Consider the following 25,798-nt stretch of genomic DNA (forward strand, 5'->3'; position numbering starts at 1 on the left):
CTGGGCCGGAAGGCGACATTCCGCTTATATCCGGCGCCACGCTCATTACAGCCATTCGCACTGATCCGCTCGGTTTCGCCCCACGCATTGCCATATATCGCAATGCGACATAATAGGACGCCCAGACAGAAGGGCCCGAAATGACCGACATCACCAGCGTGCGATCGACGCGGATCGCGGCGCATCGGCCCCGTCTTGCCGATCACAGTGCCGACAAGCGTATGCTGGTCCTTGCAGCGATGGCGGTCGTCACCGGGACCGGGGGTGCACTTGCTGCCTGGATATTGCTTCATCTGATTGCGCTGGTGATCAACCTGTTCTGGTTTCAGCGACTTTCGGCGCAGCCGGCGGAGATCATCGATGCCGCCAGTGGACCGCTGGTGCTCGTCGTTCCGGTCGTAGGCAGCCTCATCGTCGGACTGATGGCGCGCTACGGTTCGGACAAGATCCGCGGACATGGCATTCCCGAAGCGATCGAGGCGATCCTCTATGGGGAGAGCAAGCTGTCGCCTCGCGTCGCGATCCTCAAGCCACTCTCCTCGGCGATCTCCATCGGCTCGGGCGGGCCTTTCGGCGCCGAAGGGCCCATTATCATGACCGGCGGGGCGATCGGCTCCCTGTTTGCTCAACGCTTTCGGCTGACTGCGGCTGAGCGCAAGACGCTGCTGGTGGCCGGCGCGGCGGCCGGGATGACCGCGATTTTCGGAACGCCCGTCGCGGCGATCCTCCTCGCGATCGAAGTCATGCTGTTCGAATGGAAGCCGCGCAGCTTCGTGCCCCTTATCGTGAGTGCACTTGTCGCGTTTGCATGGCGGCCGTTGCTGGTGGGCCAAGGAGCGCTGTTCCCATTCGACGGCGCTCTTCCCGGCGGAGCCATCGCACTCTTGCTCGCCGCAGGCCTGGGCTGCGTCAGCGGAATCCTCGCCATCTCGCTGTCGAGCGCGCTTTACCGGGTGGAAGACGGCTTTCACCGGTTGCCGATCCACTGGATGTGGTGGCCCGCGCTGGGCGCGGTGGTCGTTGGACTGGGTGGGCTGCTGGAGCCAAGGGTGCTCGGCGCGGGCTATGCCAGCATCCAGGACCTGCTCGACGGCCGCCTGCTGGTCGGGGCCATGCTGCTCCTGCTGACGGCCAAGGGCGCGGTCTGGCTAGTCGCGCTGGGATCTGGCACTTCGGGAGGCGTCCTGGCGCCACTGCTCATCATCGGCGGTGCGCTGGGCGGTGTGGCCGGGCACTGGCTCCCCGGCGGCAGCGGCCCTTGGGCGATGATCGGGATGGCGGGCGTGATGAGCGCCGCGATGCGCGCGCCGTTGACCTCGGCCGTATTCGCGGCCGAACTGACCGACCACTTTGCCGCCCTGCCGATGACGGTCGCGGCCTCTGGCGCGGCCTTCGCGGTTGCGGTGCTGCTGTTGAAGCGGTCGATCCTAACCGAAAAGATTTCCCGCCGCGGGCGGCATATCAGCCAGGAGTTCTCCGTCGATCCACTCGCGCTCGGCATGGCCGGCGACCTTATGACTCGCGACCCAGAGACGCTGTCGGACGGCCTGACGATCACCGAAGCGGTGCGGTATTTCGAATCGTCCGCCCGGCATCGCAGCTATCCCGTTGTCGACGCCGGCAACCGTCCGATCGGTCTCGTCTCGCGCCGTGATGCGCTGCGCTGGCAACAGCACGGGGACGACGATACCACCATCGGCGATCAGCTGTCCGATCGGTCGCTCCCGATAGTCACGCCGGGCACGCCCGCTGACGCCGTCGCGAACCTGATGATCACCGAAGAGACGGGGCGCATTTGCGTAGTGGCCGCGGACACCGGCGTGCTGGTCGGGATCATTTCACGCCAGGACCTCCTCCGGTCGCGGGCGGCGGTTTTGCGCGGCGAAATGGAGCGCAGTCGCTAGGTCCGGTGCAGCGGCGTCCTTGGTACCACCTCGTGGTTCGCGCGATCCCCGCGTGGCTGAACGAGGCGAAGAATGGCCCATACGGTGCTGGCGAGATAGGCGATCCCGGCCGGCACCCACATCATGAGACCGGCCAGTTGCTGATCCGCCAGGCCGCGCTCAGCGTAGTGAGCGTAGATCGGATGAGGCGCCAGAGTGATGAGCGCTGCCATGAGGTTCCCCTGCAGGCCGATCAATGTGACCAGCAGGATCACGCTGGCGCGATCGAGGCGGCGATTGCCCGCCGTCGAGACCATCCGCCAGAAGACCGCGCTGGTGAACAGGAACGTCAGATGCTCGGCGGTGTGCAGCGCCGGCGCCGCGAGCGCCCGGTCGTACATCCCCGGCGCGTGCCACAGCCACAGGCCAAGCATGACGGCAAGTGCGGCAAGGTAGGGAGCAAGGCGGCTCGATGCCCCGCTTCTCACCCCCGGCACCGCGTTGACCGCCCGGCCGATGCGGCGGCGCGGGCCCAGCGGCACGGCGAACAGCGCGATCAGGTGGATGTTCGAGACCGCCAGCAACGGCGCCGCGACCAGCATCAGCAGGAGATGCTGCGCCATGTGCCAGGCGAAGCTCACGTCGGCGCGCGCGTCGAGCGGCGAGAAGAGTGCCAGGACGAGCGTGACGACCGCAGTCCAGTACGCAAACGATCGAGGAAAAGGCGCGATGGCTGCGCGGGCCGGCCGGGACATGCGCAGATAGCCCAGCGTCCACAAGCTCATCGAAAGCGCAAGCAAGCCCAGAGCAAGCGGTTCGGCCTGCCAGCCCGTTCTGTCAGCGTGCTCTCCGCCGTGCGCCCATGCGGCCACGGGCGCGACGGCAAGCGTTGCCGCCGGGCTCAGTTTGAGGATGCGAAACCGAGACATTGCGACAGCGTGAAGATCGAGGTCAACTGCACCAGCACCGCCAGCCCGAACAGCAGGCTGGCGCACACTCCGAAATAGGCGAGGAAGCGGGTGCGTCCCTCGCCCACTTCCTGCAGGCGGCTGTGACCGCCCTCCTTTTCATCGCGGGTCGCACGGAAGTTGGCGATCGCGACCCCGGCACCGCCGAACGTGGCCGCGACGGCGATCAGGTTGACGATTATGAGGAGCACGCGCGGCGCACCTTCGTCGCCGCAACCCAGCGCGGCGACCACGTAGCTGGCAACAACTTGCACGGAGAAGGCCGCGGGTGCGAGCGCGAGCCCGGCCACGAGCCGCCACGCGGGTAGCCCGCCCTTGGCAGGCGAGGGATGTTCAACCGCGGTCGCGAGCGGGTGGAGCGCCGTCATACCATTCTCGGCGAGACGTAGATCGTCAAGAAGACGAACAGCCAGACGACATCGACGAAATGCCAGTACAGGGTCGCGAGAGCCCGGTGTTGTTCATGACCGCCGCCGACTCTACCGGCGATGCTCCACGCGAACAGGACGATCAACGCGGCGAGGCCCAGTGCGACGTGCGCCAGGTGAGTGCCGGTCAACAAGAAGTAGATCGAACTGTAGCTGGAGTCGGCAAGCGCGAACGGCTTGTCGGCCCACTCCTTGAGGCTCAACGCCATGAACCCCGCGCCCATCGCGATCGTTATTCCAAGGCCGATCCGGCCGCGCCCGGCATTGCCCCGGTTCGCGTTGCGCCTGGCCCATTCGAGCACGAAGCTCGATCCGACCAGCAGGATGGTCGCGGGAATCGCCAGGCGCAGCGCCGGAGGGCCCGAAGGCGGCCAGTCCGAATATCCCTGGCTGCCGAGATAGGCGTAGGAAAAAATCAGGTAGCCGAACAGGATGCCTTCAGTGGCGAACAGGCACAGCATTCCCCACCAGGCCGTGCCGACCTGGCCCCGGCCGTGCACGGGAAGCGTCTGGTCGAGCGTGCGAGCCTCAGTCATAGATACGCACCTTCTCGCACGCTTCCGGCGTCGGATGCGGCCGGAACCACACGACCAGCGCGATGATAGCCGCCGCGCCGCCGATCACGGCAATCCAGGCGCTTCCCACGAGCAGGCCGCCGAACAGCACCAGCGCAGCTACGGAGAATGCGAACGGCAGCAGACTGTCGCCGGGCATCTTCAGAATGACGTCGGGCTCTCCGTCGAGCGGGGTGACGCCGAGCGTCTCCTTGCCATTGTCGAGCAGGAACCCGCTTGCGAGCTGGCTGCGCTCGGATCCTTCGTCGAGCTGATCCTCCCACAGCGGGTGGCGTGTGGCCACGAGCGGGATGATCGCGAAATTATAGACCGGCGGGGGCGACGGGATCGCCCATTCCAGCGTCGGCCCGCCCCATGGGTCTGGCCCCGCCGGCCGCCCGGAGCGCAGCGCCGTGGCGATATTGACCAGGAACAGGAGGATCCCGGTCGCAAACACGAACGCGCCGATCGATACGACGAGGTTGGTGGCCGAAAATCCCATGTCGGCGCCATAAGTCCACACGCGGCGAGGCATGCCGATCAGGCCCAGCCAGTGCATCGGCAAAAAGGCCAGGTTGAAGCCGATGAACATGAAGCCGAACACCCACCGGCCCAGCCGCTCGTCCATCATCCGCCCGCTCATCTTGGGCAGCCAGTGGTAGATCGCGCCCACCACGGCGAACAGGTTGATGCCGATCAGAACGTAATGGAGGTGGGCGACGATGAAATAGGTGTCGGTCAGCTGCCAGTCGAACGCGAGGCTCGCGGTCATCACGCCGGAAACCCCGCCGATGACGAACAGCAGGATGACGCTGGTGAAGAACAGGAACGGTACCGTCAGCCGGACGCGGCCGGTGTAAATGGTGGCTATCCACGAGAACACCGACACCGCCGAAGGGATGGCGATGACGAAGCTGGCGGCCGAAAAGAAGCTCAGGGCCAGCACGGGAAGGCCGGTCGCGAACATGTGGTGGAGCCACACCCCGAAGCCCACGACCATCGTCGCGACGGTGGCGGTCGCCACCAGCGTGTATCCCACCAATGGGCGCCGGCAATGGACGGGCAGCGCATCGGACACCATGCCCATCGCGGGCAGGACGATGGCGTAGACCCACGGATGGCCGAACAGCCAGAACAGGTGCTGCCACAGCAGCGGCTGGCCGCCGCCCGCGATGTCGTAGAAATGCGTGCCATGGTTCCGGTCGAGCCACAGCATCAGGCAGGCCAGGCTGACAGCGGGCACCGCAAAGAGGTTCGCGACACTGGCGGTGAGCGTGCCCCAGATGATGATCGGGAGACGGTTGACCGACATCCCCGGCGCCCGCATCCGCAACAGCGTCACGACGAAGTTGGCCGCCCCGACCGTCGTTGAGATGCCGAGGAAGATCAGTCCGAGGCAATAGACGTCGATATTCGGCCCCGGAGAGTACTCTCTGGCGGTGTTGGGGACATAGCCGAACCAGCCGCCATCGGGCGCCGCGCCCAGCGGAAAGCTCGCGTAGAGGAAGATGCCGGCGGCCAGAAACAGCCAGTAGCTCAGCGCGTTCAGTCGCGGGAACGCCATGTCGCGGCTGCCCAGCATCAGCGGCCACAAGTAATTCGAGAAGCCCGACAGTACCGGCATCGCGTAGAGGAAGATCATCGTCACGCCGTGGAGCGAGAACAGCTGGTTGTACTGTTCGGGCGAAAGCGTGGTCGCATTGGGCTGAGCGAGCTGGATGCGCATCACCAGCGCCTCGAGGCCGCCAAGGATCAGGAACACGAACGAGGTTATCATGTAGCGGACGCCGATCGTCTTGTGATCGACCGTTCCGAACCAGCCGCGCAGCCCCGGTGCGTCGCCCCAGATATTCTCGAGCCGCTCGGCGACTTCGGCCGGGTTGGGAGACGCAGGTGGCTTGGGGTCGAGCGGGCCCGTCCAGCGGCCGCCTTGACCCGGGGCAGCGTCCGCGATCGCGCTCATCGCAAGCTCCCGATATATTGTGCGACGGCGCCGCGGTCGGCCTCGTCGAGCGGCACCTGCGGCATCGCGGCCCCGGGCTTCACGCCCTGGGTATCGCCGAGCCATTCCAGTCGCCCGGACACGGTGTTCGGCAGGACCCCCGCAGCGATTGTGGGTCTGCTGGCGAAGTGAGTCAGGTCGGGACCGAGAATGCCCGCCGCCCCGGTTCCCCGCACCGTGTGGCAGGCTGAGCACGCGCTGGTAAACACCGCCGCTCCCCGACCGACCCGGGGAACCTGAGGCTGAAGTTGCTCGCGCCGCCAGCGCCGGAAATCGTTCACCGGCACGGCGGTCACGGTAAACGCCATGCGCGCGTGTTCCAGTCCGCAATATTCGGCGCACTGGCCGCGGTAGAGGCCCGGGCGATCGGCCTCGAGCCAGGTGGCGTTGCTCTTGCCGGGGATCATGTCCATCTTGGGGCCTAGCTTCGGCACCCAGAAATCGTGGATCACGTCGTCGGAGGTCAGGAGCAGGCGCACGGGAATGCCGACCGGGAGAACGAGGTGGTTGGCGGTGACAATCTCGTCGGCTGCCCGCTCCCCGCGGTAGCGGATTTCCCACCACCACCGGTGCGCGGTGATTTCCACGGTGAGAGCCGTCGGACTGGGCGGGTTGGCGACCGCGCGGGTTACGATGAAGGTCCACACGGCGAGTGCGATGAGGACCGGGAACGAGAGGCCGACGCCCCAGTATATCCAGGAAAGGCCGCCAAAATCGCGTCCGACCCCGTCACCCTCGGCCGCGAGCCGCCGCCGTCCGCGAGCGATCGCCAGCCCGATCAGCCCCGCAATCAGAACGACGACGATGACCGACACGGCCGAAAGACCCCAGCCGATCTCGCGGAGCCGGTCCGCCGCGTGTCCGCCGGTCCCGGTCATGTACCCTAAAGGCTGGGCCGCGCAGCCGCTCAGCGCCAGCGCCAGCACGGAGCCGCAGCGCCTCACTGCCCCTCAAGCCCGTTTCCGCCCTCTGCGGCGTTGTCCTGCGCCTTCCGGACGGTCCGGCCGGCCGTGTCGCCGTGCAGCGCCGCTTCGGCCTGCTCGGGCGGCACGCCTCCCCCGAGCGAGCTCACATACGCGGTCAGCCGCCACAGTTGGTCCGCCGGAAGCGCTCGGCCCCATGCCGGCATGCCTTGCGGCCTGCCCTCGTAGATCGACTTGTATATCTGCGCGGGTGCGCCGCCGTAGCGCCAATAGTGATCGTTGAGCGCCGGGCCCATGCCTCCGCCCCCGCTGTAGCCGTGGCAGCCCGCGCAGTTCATGGCGCGGAACAGCTTCTTGCCGGATTCTACCGCCATCGGGTCGTCGCCGAGAGGATTGGGCATGCTGATCGCGGCGCCGAAGCTCGCGGCGCCGGCGACATCGCCGAGCGGCACCGCAGCCGGGCCGCGATAGCCCATGTTGGTCGGGATCACGCCATTGCGCGCGTGGTCGTCCGAACTCAGGATCCAGCCGGTGGTGCTCGCGCCGATCACGGCGGCCGTCAGCGCGATCGCGACGATGGCCGGCGCGCGCACTACGGGCCCCCCCGGCGGGCGGTGGGCTTGCCTCCGTTCACGTCGAGCCCGTCGACCGAGAAGACATACAAGGTCGATCCTCGCGCGGGAAAACCGGGCAGTGCGGATTGCACCATCGCAGCGCCGCCGACCCCGCTCGCCACCGCGACGTACTGCCTGCCGTCGGGGCCAAGGTAGGTGATCGGCTGCCCGATCACGCCGGAGGAGAGCTTCTGGCGCCACAGCAGCTTGCCGTTGCGGGCATCGACCGCCTTGAACCAGCCATCCGTGGTGCCGTAGAACACCAGGTCGCCGGCTGTGGCGATCGTACCCGACATCACCATGAACTTCTCGGGGATCGACCACGCACGTTTGCCCGCGACCGGATCCCACGCGATCAACGCGCCCCAGTCGCCGCCCTTGCCATCGACCGAGTGGCGATACATCTCCATGCCGTCATATGGCGTGCCCGCGATGTAGCTCACCTTGTGGTTGGTCAGGTCCATGCAGATGTTGAAGATGCCCGCGTAGATCAGCCCGGTGCGCGGCGAATAGGACGGCGGCTCCCAGTCTTTCTGCCCGATATCGGGCGGGCAGATGTTCTTCACCTCTTCCCCGACCTTGGGAATTTTGGCGGGGTTGATGATGGGCCGCTTGGTCTTCCAGTCGAAGCCGGTGGACCAGTTCTGCGGAGCGAAAGTATCGGCCTTGAGAACTTCGCCCGTCGCCCGGTCGAGAACGTAGGCATACGTGTTGCGATCGAAGTGGACCAGCGTGTGGCGCAGCTTGCCGTTGATCGGCAGATCGAGCAGCATCATCTCGTTGACGCCGTCGTAATCCCACTGGTCGTGCGGAGTGAACTGATAGGCCCAGACGGCCTCGCCGGTATCGGCGTCGCGGGCGAACACGGCGGAGGTCCACAGGTTGTCGCCGGGACGCTGGCTCGGCACCCGCGGTCCGGGGTTGGACGTCCCATAATATACGAGATTGAGCTCCGGGTCGTAGGAGACGAACCCCCACGAAGAGCCGGCCCCGTGCTGCGCCATCCCGGGGGGCCAGGTCTTGAGCCCGAGATCCTTGCCCGCATACTGCGGATAGAGCGGCTTGAACCGGGGACCGATCTTCACGTCCTTGTCCGAACCGGTCGCGTACGCGCGCCACAGTTCCTTGCCGGTCCCAAGGTCGAGCGCGGCAAACCAGCCCGCAACGCCCATCTCGCCGCCCGAGTTGCCGACGAAGACCTTGTTACCGACGATGAACGCCGCCATAGTCATGGTCGTGCCGCGCGAGACGTCGGCCATCTTGGTGCGCCACAGTTCCTTTCCGCTCTTGAGATCGACGGCGACGACGTGCGCATCCAGCAGGTTGTACACCAGCTTCCCGTCGCCCACTGCCCAGCCGCGCAGCACCGGGTCGCAGCAGGCCTTGCCGATCGCCATCGGCGACGGCGCGGGATCGTAAACCCATTTTATCGGCGCGCCGGGCTTGGTCAGGTCGAGCGCGAAGGCTCGATTGGGAAAGGGAGACACGGTGTACATCGTGTTGCCGCTGACCAGTGGAGCGCCCTCATGGCCGTAGAGGGCGCCATCGGAAAACGTCCAGGCCGCGCGCAGACGTCCGACATTGGACGTGTTGATCTGGTTGAGCGGGCTGTAACGCGAGTTCGCGTAATCGCGCGCCTGGCTGGTCCAGTCTCCGGGAGCTCCGCCGGGAGCGGGGTTAAATGAACCGTGAGTCCCGCGCGCGAAAGCACTGTGCGTCGGCGGTGATGCCGTATCGTTCGGCTGGCAGGCCGCAAGCCCCATGAGACCTGCAATTGCCAATGCAATACGAAGCCGCACCATGGGTGTCCCTCTAAGCCCTCGCACGTCCAATCCGGACGCGAGTAATAAGTTCCCTCGTAATACGAGGTAAATGTTTAGCGAGCGGCTGCGGGGCAATCAACGCCCTTTTCGCCGAGAGCTAGAGCTTGGCCAGTAGTGCCGTCAGCAGAGGGCGCAGCCGCCGCAGTTCGGATCGATGCGCAGACGATAGCGAGGCAAGCATGGCCGAACCGGCATCGGTCAGTACGACTCGCACTTGTCGCGCGTCCTCGTCATCCTGCTGTCGCTGCACCAATTTCGCCTGCTCCATTCTGTCGACCAGTTCAGTGACAGTATGCGGTTTGAGCAACATTCTTTCAGCGAGTTCGCGGATGACCATCCCATCAGGTAGCGCCGCGCAGATCGCCAGCAGCGCCTGGTGCTGGCGCGTTGTCAGACCTTCTTCTCGCGCCGCGCGTTCGCTGAACTTGAGAAAGCGGCGCAATTCGAACCGTATGTCGGCCAGCGTCCGGTATTCGTCTTGGTGCAATTCATCGACCATCGGGCCACCCCAGGAAAGACACTGCAGTAGCACGGAGCTCTCGCAAACAAAGGCGCGTTCGACTTTTGGCGGGACATGGGCGGCTGCCAGCCCCGGCATTCACCCAGCCGCCATTCGTCACGGCGACCGCGATGCTCGCGAACGAAGTCTGCCGAGGCTCTTCGCCAGCTCAGCGCAGGCAGCTCGCACTTCACTTGCGACAGCAACTGCCCTCGACCTTCGAGCGCGTCGGCAAGCCCGTATAGCGCGTCCTCCAGTGGCCTCGTCAGGACATGCTCCCCCAATGCGGAGAGAGACCGCCGGCTGATATCAGCCACCAGAGCGACGTGCTCTGGCGGGACGTATCGCAGGGCAAAGGTCAGCGATCCGTAGACTGACGCGATCGTTTGATGCTGCATGGATTCCGATGCGACGATCGCCAGCGATTCGAATGCGCGGAGCAGATCGGTGGGCACGCTGTCGGGGTAGACGACTGGAAAGCCGGTGTCGCAGCGCTCGACGCCGACCGCGAGAGGTCCGTACCAGATCCCAATCAAGTCCCTCAGATTCCAGCAGGCCAACATGCCGGGCTGAGGGTTTGACTTCGCAGTCGACGTCGAAGTCCAGCCGATCGTGGTCAGTTGTTCGATGCCGTAGCCCGCATCGCTGTCGAGATCGCGCTGGTGGTCGAATTTCAGCGCCTGCAGGAGGAGCTCCGCCGCGCGCTCATCAAGGCCACCTGAGTCCAGGTGTACCTCGAGCAGCTCCTCCCCCACGCTTACGTATTCCCCGATCGAGCGGAGGACAACGATGGCGTTGGCGCGAGGGTGGGTGCGGGCCGCATCGCACAGCGCACTCACGTCGATCGCAGTGAGGTAGCCGCACTCACGCGCCACGATGCCGGCCGACGCCGACGATGCAGCGCCGGGTGGCAGTGCAACCCAGGTCTTTCGAAGAAACTCCAATTGGACGACGCGCGCGTTCGGTATGCCGCCTGATGTTCTCGACGATCATGACCGGGCGCATTTGATCGATTGTCGAATAGATCAGCAGGATGAGTAGATAGAGAGCCACTACCGTGAACACGAAGGCTACAAGCGATCCGCACACCGGCGTATAAGTCCGATGCACGGTTGCCAGGATGATCAGGCAGTAGAGGGCCAGGCCGACGAAGAATCCGAAGTATATCTGGTTAGCGCGCCGCCGGAGAAACTGATCGTATACTTCGCTGGTAAGCGAGGCTGCGCCTTGTTGAACCGCTACGATCAATAACGAAAATGTGATCGACGTTACGGTTATGATGCTGGCGGCGATGGTCCCAAGCAGCGTCTGAAACGACTCATGCGTCCCCGGCACGAACGACGGCCACCCCAACTGAACTCGCAGGTGGTCGAGCCAGATGGATAAAACGGCAAGGCCTAGAAAGCCCGCAATCACGAAGGTTGGAATTGCGAGGAATTCCGCAAATGCTCGTCGAACCACAAGAAGTAGCGCATGCAAGCGTGCGGGTTCTCTTGCATTCGGCCGGGTCATATTTGCGTCGGCGCCCGTTTCCCGGTGGGCGATGGAGCCGGCTCCTTGATCGGTCATGTCACGAGAAGCAGCGAAGCCTGCTGACGGTTCCTTGCCAGGCGTTCTTGAAGGCGCGGTTACTCTCAGACAACGCCTACCGTCGCGAGCGCACGCTTGACAGTTTCCGTCAGATGGCCCGCCGTGCGGACCGTCAGCGGACGCGGGGATGACACGCGGCTACGCTTTGGCCTGCGTCACAGTTTGCACGGCAGTGGAGCAATATCGACGATCAGGCGTTCGGAGGTGCGAGATCGTTGGTTGCGACAAAGACCACGGACCCAGTGCGGGGCACTCGGTGCGTCGAGCAACCAGACCCACCATCGGAGGGGAGCGGTACCATCACCCGCAGACCCCCTGATCGTCGAGCCCGGACAATTGGTAAGGCCAAGAATGAAAGCTGATAGCAGCAGGGTTTTGATCATCGCGCTTGCGGCGAACTTGGCCATAGCGGTCGCGAAGTTCGTCGCTGCCGCCATCACCGGTTCGTCGGCCATGCTGACCGAAGGCGTCCATAGTCTCGTGGATTCGAGCAACCAGTTGCTTCTGATGTACGGGCACAAGCGGGCCGCCAAACCGGCCGATGCCAAGCATCCGGGTGGCTATGGCCGGGAGCTCTATTTCTGGAGCTTCATCGTCGCGCTCCTGGTGTTTGCCATGGGCGCGGGCGTGTCCGTGTACGAGGGCGTCATCCACTTCCTCAGCCCTGAACCCGCGGTCTCACCCTGGATCGCCTATGGTGTGCTGGCCGTGGCGTTCATTCTGGAGGGCGGCTCGACGCTGGCGGCGTTTCAGGAGTTCAACCGGAAGCGCGGCGGCAAGAGCTGGTGGGACGCGCTGGTCTCGACCAAGGACGCAACGACGGTCATCGTCCTTCTGGAAAACGGGGCGGCCATGGCGGGTCTCGTTATTGCTGCGCTCGGCCTGGCCGTGTCCAGGCTTACCGGCGATCCGCGCTTCGATGGCGTGGCATCGATCATCATCGGACTGCTGCTTGGATTGGTGGCAATGTTTCTCGCCCGCGAGGCCAAGGGACTTTTGATCGGCGAGGCGGCGGATCCCAACCTGATTGCCAGCATCCGTCAGAACGTCTCCCGCGAAGGGGTGGTGGGCGTCGGCGAAATCATGACCCTGCACAACGCTCCCGAACAGATCGTTGCCGCGGTCAACGTCGATTTCGACAACCGGCTCGGTGCCAGCGATGTCGAGCGCATCGTGGCAGAGATCGAGCAATCTCTGCGGGCCGACTTCCCTTCGATTTATCGGGTCTATGTTCGACCGCACGAACATGCAGGAGCGAAGTTCGGGGATGCCAGGGGCCTAGTTGAATAGGCGAGCACCCTTGGTGCGTTGCCGGAAGAATTAGAATGTAGCTTCCACTAAAGACCAGAGCTTGGAATTTTCTCGCGAACCCTCTCTTGGCATCTTCGAATGACCGCACCTGCCAGACTGTCAGGTTGATAATATTACTTCCAGTCGCTAACTACGCGTACACATTATCGGTATTATAGGCTTGAATATGATCACATAAAGATTGGAGAAGCTGATGCGAAGGTTAAGGCTAATGCGTCGCTGGGCCCAAGTGGCCGCAATTGGTATCACTTCTGTGGTGTCTGCCTGTTCGGTGGATCCCGTCGCCGACCAGGGAACGGCTACTCAACCCGCCGCGGCGGCCGCTACCGCGACCGCGCCGACGGTCGTGACCGGACCTGCCCGCGCTGCTCCTGCAACACCCACGGTTGAAAGCAGTCCACGCCTTGCCGTAGAACCGGAGGGGCTCCGATGGTTCCTTCAGCCGAGCGGCAGCGCACGCCCCGTGCCCTTCGGTCGTCAGGAGAATGAGGTGCTCGCTTCCCTGGAAAGAGTGCTCGGTCCCGCCACCCAAGGCACCAACCGGGATTGTGGTGCAGGACCAGTCCAAGTCGCAAGCTGGCCGAATGGATTGAGCCTGGTTTTTCAGGATGACCGCTTTGTTGGGTGGGGTCTGGCGCGGTGGCCAAAGGGACAGATTGCGACCGCGGCAGGGATAGCTCCGGGCAGCACCCGTGCCGAGCTGGAGAGTGCGTATGACGCAGACGTGATTCAAACGTCGCTCGGCACTGAGTTCAGCGCCGGAGGCCTTCATGGCGTTCTTGACGGGACCACCGCTGGGGCCCGCATAACGGACATGTGGGCAGGAGTGAGCTGTGTCGCCCGGTAATGGTACCCTCAAAGACCAGCGCGGCCGGGTGCATCGAACGGCTTGATGCCAGCATGCGACCGCGAGTTCGGAAGGCAACGAGGGTCCCATTCCCACGAAAGGACCCCAATTGAGATGCCGTAAATCAGTCGACGGAGGCCGCCTTGGCCGCGACCGACTTGAACGATATCTCGACGACGAGCCCGGGGTTACCTGCGGACAGCGTCAACATCCCACGGTGCACGCGAGCGGCAGCGCTAACGATACTCAGCCCTAGCCCGCTGCCTGGTTGTGAGCGGCTCGCGTCGAGGCGTGCGAACCGCAGCAACGCTTTCTCGCGCAGCTCGGCAGGAATGCCGGGTCCGGTGTCAGCCACCGTCAGCCGGGCGAATTCCTCACCGCTCTCTAAACTAATTCGCACCTCGCCCCCCACCGGGGTGTACTTGATGGCGTTGTCGAGCAGGTTCGTCGCTGCTTGCGCGAGCAACGTCGGCGAACCCATCATTCTAACGGGGTTAATCTGGGCGAGCAGGCGAACGCCTTTGTCCTCGGCCACCGGCTCGAAAAGTTCCACCGCTTCCGCCACGATTGTGTCCAACCGAACCCACTCAAAGCTGGCGCCCCCTGTCTCCTCGGCCCGCGCGAGTGTCAGGACCTTCTCAATCAAGCGGAGCATTCCGTCGAGATCCTGCCGGCTCTCCGTGACAACCTCGCGCAACCGTCCCGTTGTGGCGTTTTCGATCTGAGCTAGTTCCAGGCGCGCCCTGATCCGGGTGAGCGGTGTCTTGAGGTCGTGGGCGAGACCGTCTGTCGCCGCGCGCAGGGAACTCACCAAGCGCTCCACCTCTTCGAAACTGCGATTGATCGTCTCGGCAAGCCGGTCGTATTCATCTCCCACTCCCGAAACGGGCAGGCGCTCTTCAAGGCGTCCGGCGAGGAACCGCTCGCCAGTCGCAGTGGCGGCAGCAAGAAACGCCAATCCCCGGCGGCTGTACCAGAAGCCCAGCAGCAACCCCAGCACGCCGGTGGCCAGGAACGACCAGAGAATAGACGAAACATAGCGTTCGCGCAGCACCCACTGCTCGTCCGACAGGCTGCCGACCAGCAGGCGAAATCCGCCCTCGAGCAGGACTGCTCGTGCCTCCACTCGCCGCTGACGCGGTTGTCCGCCCGTGCTGACCACCTCCGTGGTAAAGGTATGATACCCGGGCTCTTCGACGTTGGCTGGCCAAGCCACAAGATTGCCTGCGAGCGGGGTTCCGGCAGGATCGGCGAGGAGATAGAAGAACTCGTTGATGCGCGGTAGTTTCTGCGCGCGCTCGATCGCCCCTGCCACCCCCAGGACACCGCCGTCGCGGTACCGTCCGAGCAGCGCCGTTGCCTCGTCGTCCACCAGAGCGTGCTGGCGAGCTTCGATCAGCCGGGCAGTCCCCACGTATTGCAGGGTCAGCGCGGCGCCGGTGGTAATCAACGCGATGAGTGTGATCCACAAGGCGCCGCGCAAGGCGGCGCTGCGCGCAAGCGAGCCGGTTTCAGACCGCATCGAGACGATAGCCGGCACCGCGAATGGTGCGGATCATCGGCGTTTCGCCAAGCGCATCGATCTTGCTGCGCAGACGACTGACGTGAACGTCGATAACGTTGGTGCCGGGGTTGAAGCTGTAGTCCCAGATGGCCTCGGTCATCATCGTGCGGGTGACCACCTGGCCCGCATGACGCATCAAGTACTCGAGCAGCTGAAACTCCTTGTTGAGAAGCTCGATTTGCCGACCATTGCGCGAGCCGGTCCGGCTCAGCAGGTCGAGCCTAAGCGAGCCTACGAGGAGCTGAGTTTGAGAGTCGGGCAAACCCCCTCTCCGCCGGACTATTGCCTCGAGCCGCGCGATCAGCTCTCCAAAGGAAAAGGGCTTGGCGAGGTAGTCGTCGCCTCCTGCCCGCAAGCCGGCAATGCGGTCATCGACCTGACCTAGTGCCGAGAGCACCAGCACAGGGGTGGCGTTACCTTGCGCCCTCAGTGCCGTCAGCGCTGCCAGCCCGTCGAGTCCCGGCAGATTTCGGTCGAGAATGATCGCATCATAGCTGCCCGTGAGCGCGGCTGTTAACCCGTCGATGCCGGACTCCGCGTAATCGCAAGGATGCCCGAGCTCGCCAAGCGCCCGCCGGACGTACTCAGCAGTCTGAGCATCATCCTCGACCAGCAAGAGTTTCAAGACGCATTCATCAGCTTGAGAACCACGGTGGTTGGACGCGCCGGACTCCTTGCTGGTTCCCCTGAAGTATGCGGGCCTACGAGTTTGCGGTCCGGTCTGTGCCGATGGGTAGGTCAAACGACAGCAGCCGGCCGTCGCGTAGAACCTTGACAGGTACGTGCGCGCCCACCTTGGCGGCAGCCACCGCACGCGCCAGATCGCGGCTGTCCGCGATCGGTTGCCCAGCGAAGTTCTCCACCACGTCGCCGCTAGCCAGGCCAGCCGAAGCGGCGGGCCCGCCCGGCTCAACCCCGGCGATTAGCGCGCCTTTGCCTTCTTTGACGCCCATTTCCTGCGCGACTTCCGGCGTAAGCGTTTGTAGCGAGACGCCAATGCGGCCGCGCTGCACACTGCCGTGTTCGGCGATCTGCTGTGCCACCTGCCGCGCCATGTGCGCGGGTATTGCAAAGCCGATACCAACATTGCCGCCGGACGGCGAAAGGATAGCGGTGTTAATGCCAACGACGTTTCCACGCGCATCGAACAGCGGGCCGCCGGAGTTGCCCGAATTGATCGCTGCATCGACTTGCAGGAAGTCGTCATAGGGTCCGGCCCCCAGGTCGCGACCGCGTGCCGACAGAATTCCCGAGGTCACTGTGTTACCGAGTCCGAATGGGCTGCCCATCGCGAACACACTATCGCCCACGCGAATATGGTCGCTGTCGCCCCATTGAATGGGCTGGAAACGGCCGCCTCCCTCGATCTGAACTACCGCGACGTCGATCTTTGGATCGCGTCCGAGCACCTTGCCTGGCAGTTCGCGCCCGTCACTGAGTTGGACGGTCACATCGGTCGCACCTTCGACCACATGATTGTTGGTTAGCACCAGGCCCGAAGCATCGATGATGAAGCCCGAGCCGAGCGCGCCCCGTGTAGGAGCCTGCTCCTGAGGCATCCCCTGAGGAAACTGAAAGCCGAAAAGTTGGCCCAGCCGATCCTGGAGTTCGGGAGCCGGGCCAAAGCCGCCGGCTTGCTGATCGCCCGCCTGTGATTTGACCTGAATCTGGACCACGCTGGGTCCCACGGCTTGGACCATGTCGGCCAGCGAGGCGTGGGCACCGGCTGCGGCCACTGCCGCTGCACCAGGCGCCATCAATTGGCGGGCTGCCGGCGGGTCTATGGAGTCGGCCAGCGCAGCGCCGCCGGTTATGCCGGCCACTCCCGCTCCGACCAGTAGCAGCGCAGCGATGCCGGGTCGCAAGGAGATATTTCGATGGGATGTCACGGTCTGTCACCTGTTGTGAGAGTTTGCAGACCTCCGGTTAGCGACGCCGACTGTGGCCAGCCTGTGCCAAGCGTTAAATCGCGTTCATGATGCCGTGGCGGATAGAATGCATCGACATGCCCAACAGGAGCGGACGGGATGCTCGGGTACTTCGGCTAAACGAAAGGAACGCTCGCATCCTTAAAGTAATGCCCAGCGAATAGCCACTGTGGGAGACACGGCGATCCAGGTAAACCCGGCAACGCTGTCAATCGCTCCGTTGCGCCAAATTGGTCGGCAACTTCGTCCACCCGGAGAAGGACACCCTCTCTCACGACTAGAGCGCAAAGATGGCTCCATCCAGGATGCGCCCGATGGCGGTGCCGAATGTCAGCCGCCAGAGATCGGCCAACTCGCGACGACCTCTCCAGTGGCAGGGCTCTCTATTCTCACCTCATCCAACTTTACGGCCACAACACAAATCGGCCGTTGTTCGATGCCGCCTGGTTGAACGCAGCGCACTGGGCCGGCTCCAGGAACCCGACCAATCCGCCCTGACAGGACGAAACGAAATCCCACTGGGGACTTGAACGCGTTCCGGGGGATTCGCTGCACCGATTCAAACGCGCGACCGCTGCGGAGCGCCTCCCGCCGGGTTTCGTCCGTAAAGAACTGCGCCACCGCAACGGTTTGCCCCGCCAGTGTGACGGGTGCGATCCCGGTCGACCGCCCAGCGCTGGAGGCTCTCGGGCAGTCGCTGCCTGATGACCAAGGCCGGGCGATCCAATAGCCTTCGATAGCTTGGAGCTTTGCGGTGTCGGGCAGGCCCCAGCCGGCGAGGGACCACGTAGTGGGTTCTACATGAAGGCGCAGGGTCTCTTCACTCTCATCGTAACGCCAGCGCAGAAGCTCTAGGCTGCCCTGCTCCGCAGGACCGGCGCAACCGAAGGGTACGCTCAGCTCAAAACGCCGCCCTACTGCTGATCTAATTTTCCCTGGGACTGGCGCTCCAGCCACCAACGCGTCGGTCGCAGTAGCGACCATGGCGATGATGTCGGCTCTGCCGAGAACGGGGTCGCTATCGGTTGACGGGCTTGGACCCGGCGTTGGCCGCGCAATCGCACGAGAATGGGCATCCGCAGCCTTCGGTGCACTGGCGCGGCCAACGTAGAAACCTGCGCTCCCAACCACGATCGCCGCGATGTGAACCATGACTGGCACATCACACCCGCTGAACTTGCCTCCGCGGCGCTGATTTAGGCGGCGGAAGCTTTGCCAAGATTTCTCTGCAGGTGGGGAAGCTGCGCCGAAAGAGTACCGGACCGTTGCGCTTCTTGAAAGGAGGCGTTCGCCGGGATTTGAGCGGGTCTTGCTCCCCCCGGCGCAAGCGACGGCAACGGACCGAACGAACTGCTCCGGACCTGGCCTTCGGGCACCGTGATCAAGGGTACACGCGAGCCACCGGCCGGAATCTTTGAGCACCAGTCAAAGGGTGGTCGCCGTGCCGACGGGATGTCATCTCGAAAACCAGATTTTGATAGCTAGCGGCAGGAATCAGCGTCCGCGGAACTTGTGTTAGGCGTGAGGCCCATGCCTTTTAGGCATCGGGCCCATGCCCGCTTTGCACCCCATTTCAGGCATCGATATCGATCCGTGATCTCACGGAGAAGCATGTATGATCTGAGGAGTTCAAGGATAAACCTCGAACGTGCGAGGTGAGGGCGCAATGCTGCTATCTGCGCTAGGCTGAACGAACGGCCGCTTTCGGGGCAATAGTCGCGTCCACTCGAATGGCCGAGATTGGGCGCGGAGCTGAAGAACATCGCTAACGCAGATCACGCAACGACGATGCGCTCTTTCTAAACATTCGCGTTCAGGCGTGCAGATCGTTCCGCGGGCTCAGCGCGAGGCCGCCCCCTTGGGCTGCCGAAACACATCCGCTCGGTAGGCCTCATTTTGAGCGGCATAGGGCGTAGGTGTTCAAAGAAGGCATCCAGACCGGCGATCGCATCTCTGACTAGTGCAAGATCAGGATCTGCCTCGTATACTTCCACTCCGACGGTCCCATCGACGTGACCGGAGATGTAATTACGCATCGGCAACTCAACACCAAAGTCCCGAAGAGCTGTGCGTCCGGTTCCGCGCAGCGAATGGCCGTCCGGAGCTTTGCCATGCAGTTCCAAGCCGGTTCCGCCCGGGAAGTGAAATTTCCGAGCGGGGTCGATGGCTCGCTTCCGCATCATCCAGTCGAAATCCAGCAGTCCATCCGGATGCACGAATTCAGGAAATAGGGCGGCGTGACCAGCTGCTTGAACTGCTCGAACGTAGTCCAAGAAGCCGAGCTCGATAACTTTCTGGCTAACAGCGACCTTCCGCTCCCCTTCATCAACCTTGAGGCCACGGAGGCGGTTTGGGCGCACGTAGATGTATGGAACGGGAGCGTCGGGAAAGACGTCGACGGATTCGAGCCCGGCTCCCTCGCTAGGGCGCCCGCAAATGTTCAAGTTGACCAGTGGCGACCAGTAGACGCCGTCGTGGATCACGTGAGCTCCAGGTTTGAATCGGTTGTCGATCCCGGCGCATCCCTCGTAAACAGGCCCTGAAGTTAGCTTCGCGAACGCTTCCACCGTCCAGTTGGGCCGTTTCTCATTCTTCTTGCGCTTATCAGTTTTCTTCGTTTGCTTTGCGTTATGCCGTAGTCCCTTGAAGTCTAGTGAGTGCTTGGCGAAGCCAGCCGTCGCGGCCCCCTCGATCACAGCTTTCAACCAGCAAAGATGCTTGTTGCGGGTGCCAGAGTGGAGGCCGATTTTTCGAAGGCGCGCGTGCTCCTGGTCCTCGGTTTCCTTGTCCGGCGGCTCCACGGATGCAAGAGCCGCAGCGAACCCTCCCTGGCCCTTGACCATGAAGTGGTTGTAGCGTTTTGGCAGCCGCCCCATCAATTTGACGCATTCGAACAAATGCTGCTGCTTGATCGAGGAGAACGGGATGTCGCCGTTGGCACCGACTAATAGGTTCACGCTAGCGCTGACTTCCCTTGCTCGATCGTCGTCCCACAGGCCTTCCCTTTTCCTATTTTCGATGACGATCTCTGCCACCTGGCTGAAGGGTCCGTCGCGACAACCGTCATTCAAAGGCACTGGGGTGCCGCTTTCGTCCTGGGAGGCCGGGGCGATCGCTTCGCAGATCCATCGCGCGCTCTGGGATCCAAATAGAGCCATTGCTCGCGGTGACGGCACGCCCAGCTTTACTGGTACACCGCTGTCTGACGCAGCTGCGAGGCAAGCCTCCGCCATGGCCGCGGCTGCGGTTGCGCGGGCCCGTGCAATATTGTCGGTGGTAACAGGGTAGCCAAGATTCGTCAGTTGTATGGCGAGCTGGCCATCGCTGATGAGCGAGCTCCGGTCGCCATAAGCTTCGATCGTCTCGATCACATCGAGGATTTCGCGTTCGCTGAAGCCGGCAGCCTGGCCTGCCTCCACCGCCAAGCTACGCGACGGCGGTTCACCATTTTTCGGTGACAAGGCGTACATCCGTGCGTGCGCTAGGTCGATGCGATCGTGAAATGGGGAGGGCTGGCCAAGTCGATCTCCGCGGATACGATCGAGCGCCCTTTCTGCCATCGCTTTGTAAAGCTGGCCGAGCCCATCGTGTCCTACCTGAAAATGCCTCATCGCACGCACCTCTTCCATCCGCGCCTCGAGCTGGACGGAGTAGCGCTGTGCGGTCACCGCGCAGCCCGTCTTGAGGCTGATACGAAGGATTATAGGACATTTTTCTGGCGGTCGGCGGGACGCCCGCCAACGCCACCACCAGGTCCGGCCGCGGAGGTATCGGTCAGCGGCCACAGCACTCACCCGAGCGCGGGTCGCTGCAGCACAATGTTGGACACGATCTTGGGCACAAAATGGGGCACAAATGCCCGAAAAAATCCTCGACCAATTACTCGCCTCCGCCGCTAAGGGACGGAATTCAGGCACTTAGCGGCGATGAGGGCGAAAATTGGTCGGGGAAAGAGGATTCGAACCTCCGGCCCCTGCCTCCCGAAGACAGTGCTCTACCAGGCTGAGCTATTCCCCGACCGATCTCATCCCAACACGTATGGCTGGGCGAGGCAGGTGCGGGCCTATAGGGATGGGCAGGACGGGTGGCAAGCGGGCAATTGCCGGTCTAGGGCGGAGCCATGGCCAGCGCCTCTCCGCTTCGCGATTCTCCGCCTGCCCGCCATCCCGAATGGCAATACCTCGACCTGATGCGCCGAATCTGGAGCGAAGGCTCCGAACGGATCGACCGTACGGGAATCGGCACCCGGTCGGTATTCGGCGCCACGCTGCGATTCGACCTGACCGATCGCGCGATGCCGCTCATCACGACCAAGCGGGTGTACTGGAAGACCGCGACCCGCGAACTGCTGTGGTTCCTTACCGGCGAGACCAACATTCGCCCGTTGGTGCTCCAGGGCGTGCACATCTGGGACGACTGGCCGCATGCACGATACGTGCGCGAGACCGGTGACGAGATTACGATCGAACTTTTTATCGAGCGCATTGCGAATGACGAAACCTTCGCCGCCAACTGGGGCGATCTTGGACCGGTCTATGGCAAACAGTGGGTCGATTGGCCCACCTACCGCTACCGGCCGGACGGGCTCTACGAGCCAGGCGAGGGGATCAACCAGGTCGCCCAGGTCGTCAAATCGCTGAGAACGAATCCCGGCAGCCGGCGCCACATCATCGAGGGCTGGAACGTCGCCGAGCTTGACCGGATGGCGCTGCCGCCGTGCCACAAGACCTACCAGTATCACGTTGCCGACGGAAAGCTGAACGGGTTGCTCTACCAGCGCAGCTGCGACGTCGCGCTCGGGCTGCCGTTCAACCTGTGGTCGGCGGCTCTGCTCCAGAGGATGCTCGCCCAGCAGGCAGACCTCGAGCCGGGCGAGCTGATATGGATGGGCGGTGACGTCCACCTCTACCTCAATCATGCCGAACTGATCGAGGAGCAGCTCGTCCGGGAACCTCAGGGCGTCCCACGGCTTGAAATCCTGCGGCGGCCGGCGACGATCTTCGATTACTCAATCGAGGATTTCGCGGTTTCGGACTACGCGCCGCTCGGGGCTCTCAAGGCGCCGGTGGCGGTCTAGCGGCTTCTTGACTCGCGCCGGGGCTTTGAAATAAAATAACCCGGTCTTATAAGATTGCTTCTAACGCGGGGAGAGCGCGATGGCCACCAGGCCGAGCGGGACGGGACAGGCGGGGCACAATCGCCCGGCGCTGAGCTTCCACGTTCCCGAACCCAAGTACCGGCCGGGCGATGCGGTCGATTTTTCCGATTTGAAGATCAGCGAACCCGGCGCGCAGCCGCGTCCGGACGAGACCTGTCTGGCGATCGAGACCGCGCCGCTCGCCAACGATCTCATCCGCGTGCTGGGCGACGACAACCAGGCGCACGGCCCGTGGGACCCGCGGCTCGATCCCGAAACGCTGCGCGCGATGCTGCGTAACATGGCGCTTACCCGTGCTTTCGACGAGCGGATGTATCGCGGCCAGCGCCAGGGCAAGACCAGCTTCTACATGAAGTGCACCGGCGAGGAAGCGACCTCGATTGCCGCCTCGATGGCGCTGGCCGCCGATGACATGGTCTTTCCCAGCTATCGCCAGCAAGGCATCCTGATCGCGCGCGGCTACCCCCTGGTCGAGATGATCAACCAGATCTACTCGAACCGGGGCGACAAGCTGAAGGGCCGCCAGCTGCCGATCATGTATTCGAGCCGGGCGCACAGCTTCTTCACCATCAGCGGCAACCTGGCCACGCAGACCCCGCAGGCGGTCGGCTGGGCGATGGCGAGCGCGATGCGCGGCGACAGCCGGATCGCGGCGACCTGGGTGGGCGAGGGCAGCACGGCGGAGGGCGACTTCCACGCCGCCTGCCTGTTCGCAACAGTCTACAACGCGCCCGTCATCCTCAACGTCGTGAACAACCAGTGGGCGATCTCGAGCTTCTCGGGGTTTGCCGGTGGTGAGCGGGCGACCTTCGCGGCGCGCGGAGTGGGCTACGGCATCGCTTCGCTGAGGGTGGACGGCAACGACCCACTGGCATGTTACGCCGCCGAGTTATGGGCCGCCAATCGAGCCCGCGCCAACGCCGGGCCGACGCTGATTGAACACTTCAGCTACCGCGCGGAAGGGCACTCCACGTCTGACGATCCGAGCCAGTACCGCAGCGCGCAAGAGCGCGCCGAATGGCCGCTGGGCGATCCGATCATGCGCCTGAAGGATCACCTCATCGCGCTCGGTGAATGGGACGACGAGCGGCAGGAAAAGCTCGACCTGGAAAGCGCCGAGCAGGTCAAGGCAGCGACCAAGGAAGCCGAGAAGAACGGCATCCTGGGTCACGGCCTCCACCACCCGTTCCACACGATGTTCGAGGATGTGTTCGAGGAACTGCCCTGGCATCTCGAGGAACAGGCCGCGCAGGCGATCCGCGAAAGGGAAATCAAGTGGCCACAACCCTGATCGACGATACGCCGGTCGGCCTCGCCGACGCGCCGGCGCGCAACCTCAACATGATCGAGGCGATCAACGACGCGCTCGACATCATGCTCAGCCACGACCCGACCGTGATCATCATGGGCGAGGATGTCGGCTATTTCGGCGGCGTGTTCCGCGCGACCGCGGGCCTGCAGGAAAAGCACGGCAAGAACCGCGTGTTCGACACACCGATCTCCGAATGCGGCATCATCGGCGCGGCGGTGGGCATGGGCGCCTACGGCCTGCGCCCGGTGCCCGAGATTCAGTTCGCGGACTACATTTACCCCGGGATGGACCAGCTCATCAGCGAGGCGGCACGCCTTCGCTATCGTTCGGCGGGCGAATTCATCGCGCCCCTGACCGTGCGCAGCCCGTTCGGCGGCGGCATTTTCGGCGGGCAGACGCACAGCCAGAGCCCTGAATCGCTGTTCACCCATGTCGCGGGCCTGAAGACGGTCATCCCTTCCACCCCGTACGATGCCAAGGGCCTGCTGATCGCGGCGATCGAGGACAACGATCCGGTCATTTTCTTCGAGCCGAAGCGGATCTACAACGGCCCGTTCAACGGCTACTACGACAAACCGGTCGAGCCGTGGAAGAACCACAAGGATAGCCGGGTTCCCGAAGGCTACTATTCCATCCCGCTCGGCAAGGCGCGCACCGTGCGCAAGGGCGATGCGCTGACCGTGCTTACCTACGGCACCATGGTCCACGTCTCCGAAGCGGTATGCCGCGAGAAGGGCGTGGATGCCGAGATCATCGACCTGCGCACGCTGGTGCCGCTCGACATCGAGGCGATCGAGGCTTCGGTCGAGAAGACCGGCCGCTGCCTGATCGTGCACGAGGCGACCCGTACCAGCGGTTTCGGCGCGGAGCTTTCTGCCCTCGTGACCGAGCGCTGCTTCTACCACCTCGAAGCCCCGGTCGAGCGCGTGACCGGCTTCGACACTCCCTATCCGCATAGCCTCGAGTGGGCTTACTTCCCCGGACCGATCCGCATCGGCGAGGCGATAGACAAGATTCTGGAGGCCTGATGGCTCGCTATACCTTCAACCTCCCCGACATCGGCGAAGGCATCGCCGAGGCGGAGATCGTGGCCTTTCACGTCAAGCCCGGCGACCGGGTCGAGGAAGACCAGCAGATTGCGGACATGATGACCGACAAGGCGACGGTCGAGATGGAAAGCCCGGTCACGGGCACCGTCCTCGAAGTCGCGGGCGAGGTGGGCGACGTGATTGCCATCGGCTCGATGCTGGTGGTGATCGAAACCGAGGGTGAGGCGAGCGAAAGCGCGACGCCCGCCGAAGTCGCACCGGCGCCCAAGTCCCCGGAAATCGAGCGGCGGATCGAGGTCGAGAATCCCGACGCGAGCGATGCCGACGATGCGATCGCGGCGGAGCCGAAGGCTTCCCCGCCGCCTCCGGCCGCCGCGCCGGAGCCGGCTCCTGCACCCAAGCCTGCCGCAGCGCCACGGGCTGCACCCGCTCCGGCAATGCCACAGTCGTCGATGAAGGTGCTTGCCACCCCCGCCGTGCGCCAGCGCGCGCGCGATCTGGGCATCGACCTGGCCGAGGTCCGTCCGAGCGAGGAGGGGCGCATCCGCCACTCCGATCTCGATGCGTTCATCTCCTACGGAGCGGCCAGTGGCCATGCCCCGGCCGGGCGCACCCGCGCCGACGAGACCATCAAGGTTATCGGCCTGCGCCGCCGGATCGCGGAGAACATGGCGGCGGCCAAGCGGCACATCCCGCACTTTACCTATGTCGAAGAGTGCGATGTCACCGAACTTGAGCGCCTGCGCGAACAGCTCAATGCAGCGCGCGGCGACAAGCCCAAGCTGACGATGCTGCCGCTGCTGATCGCCGCGATTTGCAAGACGATCCCCGACTTCCCGATGATCAACGCCCGCTACGATGACGAGGCGGGTGTGGTCACGCGGCACGGAGCGGTCCACCTCGGTATGGCGACCCAGACCGATGGCGGGCTGATGGTGCCGGTCATCCGCGATGCACAGGCGAAGAACCTGTGGCAGCTCGCGACCGAGATCCGCCGCCTGGCGGAAGCCGCCCGGAGCGGTTCGGCCAAGTCGAACGAACTGTCCGGCTCGACCCTGACGGTCACCTCGCTAGGACCGTTGGGCGGAGTCGCCACCACGCCGGTCATCAATCGCCCCGAAGTCGCGATCATCGGACCCAACCGCATCGTCGAGCGGCCGATGTTCGTGCCTGATGGCATGGGCGGCGAGCGGGTCGAGAAGCGCAAGCTCATGAACATCTCGATCTCGTGCGACCACCGGGTGGTCGATGGTTGGGATGCTGCCAGCTTCATCCAGGCGGTCCGCAAGCTGATCGAGACGCCGGCTCTGTTGCTGGTCGGCTGACCGGGTTATGCTTTCCCTCC

At 64.0% G+C, this 25,798-nt stretch carries 21 protein-coding genes and 1 tRNA gene; 6 read left to right on the top strand and 16 right to left on the bottom strand.

The window, feature by feature from the left end; all coding sequences use genetic code 11:
• Positions 1-140 precede the first annotated feature (140 nt).
• Entirely contained in the window at positions 141-1,904 is a 1,764-nt protein-coding gene (locus tag IEW58_RS04560) for a chloride channel protein (RefSeq protein ID WP_229658431.1), read from the top strand.
• Here the strand turns inward: IEW58_RS04560 and IEW58_RS04565 are convergent.
• The 11 genes from IEW58_RS04565 to IEW58_RS04615 all read right to left on the bottom strand — a co-directional run bounded on the left by IEW58_RS04565 (position 1,901) and on the right by IEW58_RS04615 (position 11,739).
• The gene (locus IEW58_RS04565; protein ID WP_188644040.1) at positions 1,901-2,812 is read right to left on the bottom strand and encodes a cytochrome c oxidase assembly protein; all 912 of its coding nucleotides are present in this window, start codon (positions 2,810-2,812) and stop codon (positions 1,901-1,903) included. The two genes, IEW58_RS04560 and IEW58_RS04565, sit on opposite strands and share 4 nt — an antisense overlap.
• Positions 2,785-3,219: a hypothetical protein gene (locus IEW58_RS04570; protein WP_188644041.1), complete on the bottom strand. Its 435-nt coding sequence runs from the start codon at positions 3,217-3,219 to the stop codon at positions 2,785-2,787. Before IEW58_RS04570 ends, IEW58_RS04565 begins: the two co-directional genes overlap by 28 nt.
• The gene (locus IEW58_RS04575; protein ID WP_188644042.1) at positions 3,216-3,815 is read right to left on the bottom strand and encodes a cytochrome c oxidase subunit 3; all 600 of its coding nucleotides are present in this window, start codon (positions 3,813-3,815) and stop codon (positions 3,216-3,218) included. Before IEW58_RS04575 ends, IEW58_RS04570 begins: the two co-directional genes overlap by 4 nt.
• A complete protein-coding gene (gene ctaD, locus IEW58_RS04580) occupies positions 3,808-5,796 on the bottom strand; it encodes a cytochrome c oxidase subunit I (protein WP_188644043.1) in 1,989 nt (662 codons plus the stop codon). The genes IEW58_RS04575 and ctaD overlap by 8 nt, the downstream gene beginning before the upstream one ends.
• Positions 5,793-6,713: a cytochrome c oxidase subunit II gene (coxB, locus tag IEW58_RS04585; RefSeq protein ID WP_188644044.1), complete on the bottom strand. Its 921-nt coding sequence runs from the start codon at positions 6,711-6,713 to the stop codon at positions 5,793-5,795. The genes ctaD and coxB overlap by 4 nt, the downstream gene beginning before the upstream one ends.
• Positions 6,714-6,775: 62 nt before the next feature.
• Positions 6,776-7,351 carry a c-type cytochrome gene (locus IEW58_RS04590; protein ID WP_229658432.1) on the bottom strand — a complete coding sequence of 192 codons (576 nt, stop codon included), beginning with the start codon at positions 7,349-7,351 and terminating at the stop codon, positions 6,776-6,778.
• On the bottom strand, positions 7,351-9,174 hold the full coding sequence (locus tag IEW58_RS04595) for a PQQ-dependent dehydrogenase, methanol/ethanol family (RefSeq protein ID WP_229658433.1): 1,824 nt from the start codon (positions 9,172-9,174) through the stop codon (positions 7,351-7,353). The genes IEW58_RS04590 and IEW58_RS04595 overlap by 1 nt, the downstream gene beginning before the upstream one ends.
• Positions 9,175-9,292: 118 nt before the next feature.
• A complete protein-coding gene (locus tag IEW58_RS04600) occupies positions 9,293-9,637 on the bottom strand; it encodes a MarR family winged helix-turn-helix transcriptional regulator (protein WP_229658434.1) in 345 nt (114 codons plus the stop codon).
• The gene (locus tag IEW58_RS13925; protein ID WP_188644046.1) at positions 9,586-10,569 is read right to left on the bottom strand and encodes a DUF2254 family protein; all 984 of its coding nucleotides are present in this window, start codon (positions 10,567-10,569) and stop codon (positions 9,586-9,588) included. The genes IEW58_RS04600 and IEW58_RS13925 overlap by 52 nt, the downstream gene beginning before the upstream one ends.
• Positions 10,559-11,263, bottom strand: a complete 705-nt coding sequence (locus IEW58_RS13930; RefSeq protein WP_188644047.1) for a DUF2254 family protein — start codon at positions 11,261-11,263, stop codon at positions 10,559-10,561. Before IEW58_RS13930 ends, IEW58_RS13925 begins: the two co-directional genes overlap by 11 nt.
• Before the next feature lie 176 nt (positions 11,264-11,439).
• On the bottom strand, positions 11,440-11,739 hold the full coding sequence (locus IEW58_RS04615; protein ID WP_188645843.1) for a hypothetical protein: 300 nt from the start codon (positions 11,737-11,739) through the stop codon (positions 11,440-11,442).
• On the opposite strand from IEW58_RS04615, the gene IEW58_RS04620 reads away from it, so the two are divergent.
• Positions 11,636-12,574, top strand: coding sequence for a cation diffusion facilitator family transporter (locus IEW58_RS04620; protein ID WP_188644048.1), 939 nt, complete (start codon positions 11,636-11,638; stop codon positions 12,572-12,574). The two genes, IEW58_RS04615 and IEW58_RS04620, sit on opposite strands and share 104 nt — an antisense overlap.
• Before the next feature lie 992 nt (positions 12,575-13,566).
• Here the strand turns inward: IEW58_RS04620 and IEW58_RS04625 are convergent.
• The 5 genes from IEW58_RS04625 to IEW58_RS04645 all read right to left on the bottom strand — a co-directional run bounded on the left by IEW58_RS04625 (position 13,567) and on the right by IEW58_RS04645 (position 20,951).
• Positions 13,567-14,982: a sensor histidine kinase gene (locus IEW58_RS04625; protein ID WP_229658435.1), complete on the bottom strand. Its 1,416-nt coding sequence runs from the start codon at positions 14,980-14,982 to the stop codon at positions 13,567-13,569.
• Positions 14,954-15,631 carry a response regulator transcription factor gene (locus tag IEW58_RS04630; RefSeq protein ID WP_188644050.1) on the bottom strand — a complete coding sequence of 226 codons (678 nt, stop codon included), beginning with the start codon at positions 15,629-15,631 and terminating at the stop codon, positions 14,954-14,956. Before IEW58_RS04630 ends, IEW58_RS04625 begins: the two co-directional genes overlap by 29 nt.
• Before the next feature lie 76 nt (positions 15,632-15,707).
• Positions 15,708-16,682 carry a S1C family serine protease gene (locus IEW58_RS04635; protein WP_188644051.1) on the bottom strand — a complete coding sequence of 325 codons (975 nt, stop codon included), beginning with the start codon at positions 16,680-16,682 and terminating at the stop codon, positions 15,708-15,710.
• Positions 16,683-18,733: 2,051 nt separating this feature from the next.
• Positions 18,734-20,602 carry a site-specific integrase gene (locus IEW58_RS04640; RefSeq protein WP_188644052.1) on the bottom strand — a complete coding sequence of 623 codons (1,869 nt, stop codon included), beginning with the start codon at positions 20,600-20,602 and terminating at the stop codon, positions 18,734-18,736.
• A 272-nt stretch (positions 20,603-20,874) separates the two neighbouring features.
• A tRNA-Pro gene (locus tag IEW58_RS04645) sits at positions 20,875-20,951 on the bottom strand.
• Between the two features lie 103 nt (positions 20,952-21,054).
• On the opposite strand from IEW58_RS04645, the gene IEW58_RS04650 reads away from it, so the two are divergent.
• The 4 genes from IEW58_RS04650 (at position 21,055) to IEW58_RS04665 (ending at position 25,778) form a co-directional block, all read left to right on the top strand.
• Entirely contained in the window at positions 21,055-22,011 is a 957-nt protein-coding gene (locus tag IEW58_RS04650) for a thymidylate synthase (protein WP_188644053.1), read from the top strand.
• A 79-nt stretch (positions 22,012-22,090) separates the two neighbouring features.
• On the top strand, positions 22,091-23,383 hold the full coding sequence (locus IEW58_RS04655; RefSeq protein ID WP_188644054.1) for a 3-methyl-2-oxobutanoate dehydrogenase (2-methylpropanoyl-transferring) subunit alpha: 1,293 nt from the start codon (positions 22,091-22,093) through the stop codon (positions 23,381-23,383).
• A gap of 50 nt (positions 23,384-23,433) precedes the next feature.
• Positions 23,434-24,432 carry an alpha-ketoacid dehydrogenase subunit beta gene (locus IEW58_RS04660; protein ID WP_188645669.1) on the top strand — a complete coding sequence of 333 codons (999 nt, stop codon included), beginning with the start codon at positions 23,434-23,436 and terminating at the stop codon, positions 24,430-24,432.
• Positions 24,432-25,778 (top strand): dihydrolipoamide acetyltransferase family protein, encoded by a 1,347-nt coding sequence (locus tag IEW58_RS04665; RefSeq protein WP_188644055.1) that lies wholly within the window; start codon positions 24,432-24,434, stop codon positions 25,776-25,778. The genes IEW58_RS04660 and IEW58_RS04665 overlap by 1 nt, the downstream gene beginning before the upstream one ends.
• Positions 25,779-25,798 lie beyond the last annotated feature (20 nt).

Origin of the sequence: Tsuneonella deserti, assembly GCF_014644315.1 — a bacterium.
GTDB lineage: Bacteria > Pseudomonadota > Alphaproteobacteria > Sphingomonadales > Sphingomonadaceae > Tsuneonella > Tsuneonella deserti.

What these genes read in the sequence shown, in the direction of transcription:
- IEW58_RS04575 (WP_188644042.1), bottom strand. Translation starts at nt 3,815, where the DNA reads ATGACTGAGGCTCGCACGCTCGACCAGACGCTTCCCGTGCACGGCCGG.
- IEW58_RS04570 (WP_188644041.1), bottom strand. Translation starts at nt 3,219, where the DNA reads ATGACGGCGCTCCACCCGCTCGCGACCGCGGTTGAACATCCCTCGCCT.
- IEW58_RS04615 (WP_188645843.1), bottom strand. Translation starts at nt 11,739, where the DNA reads ATGGCCGACGAACCGGTGATGGCGGCAGCGACGAACTTCGCGACCGCT.
- IEW58_RS04665 (WP_188644055.1), top strand. Translation starts at nt 24,432, where the DNA reads ATGGCTCGCTATACCTTCAACCTCCCCGACATCGGCGAAGGCATCGCC.
- IEW58_RS13930 (WP_188644047.1), bottom strand. Translation starts at nt 11,263, where the DNA reads ATGACCGATCAAGGAGCCGGCTCCATCGCCCACCGGGAAACGGGCGCC.
- IEW58_RS04565 (WP_188644040.1), bottom strand. Translation starts at nt 2,812, where the DNA reads ATGTCTCGGTTTCGCATCCTCAAACTGAGCCCGGCGGCAACGCTTGCC.
- IEW58_RS04660 (WP_188645669.1), top strand. Translation starts at nt 23,434, where the DNA reads ATGATCGAGGCGATCAACGACGCGCTCGACATCATGCTCAGCCACGAC.
- IEW58_RS04560 (WP_229658431.1), top strand. Translation starts at nt 141, where the DNA reads ATGACCGACATCACCAGCGTGCGATCGACGCGGATCGCGGCGCATCGG.
- coxB (WP_188644044.1), bottom strand. Translation starts at nt 6,713, where the DNA reads ATGACCGGGACCGGCGGACACGCGGCGGACCGGCTCCGCGAGATCGGC.
- IEW58_RS04595 (WP_229658433.1), bottom strand. Translation starts at nt 9,174, where the DNA reads ATGGTGCGGCTTCGTATTGCATTGGCAATTGCAGGTCTCATGGGGCTT.
- IEW58_RS04620 (WP_188644048.1), top strand. Translation starts at nt 11,636, where the DNA reads ATGAAAGCTGATAGCAGCAGGGTTTTGATCATCGCGCTTGCGGCGAAC.
- IEW58_RS04650 (WP_188644053.1), top strand. Translation starts at nt 21,055, where the DNA reads ATGGCCAGCGCCTCTCCGCTTCGCGATTCTCCGCCTGCCCGCCATCCC.
- IEW58_RS04655 (WP_188644054.1), top strand. Translation starts at nt 22,091, where the DNA reads ATGGCCACCAGGCCGAGCGGGACGGGACAGGCGGGGCACAATCGCCCG.
- ctaD (WP_188644043.1), bottom strand. Translation starts at nt 5,796, where the DNA reads ATGAGCGCGATCGCGGACGCTGCCCCGGGTCAAGGCGGCCGCTGGACG.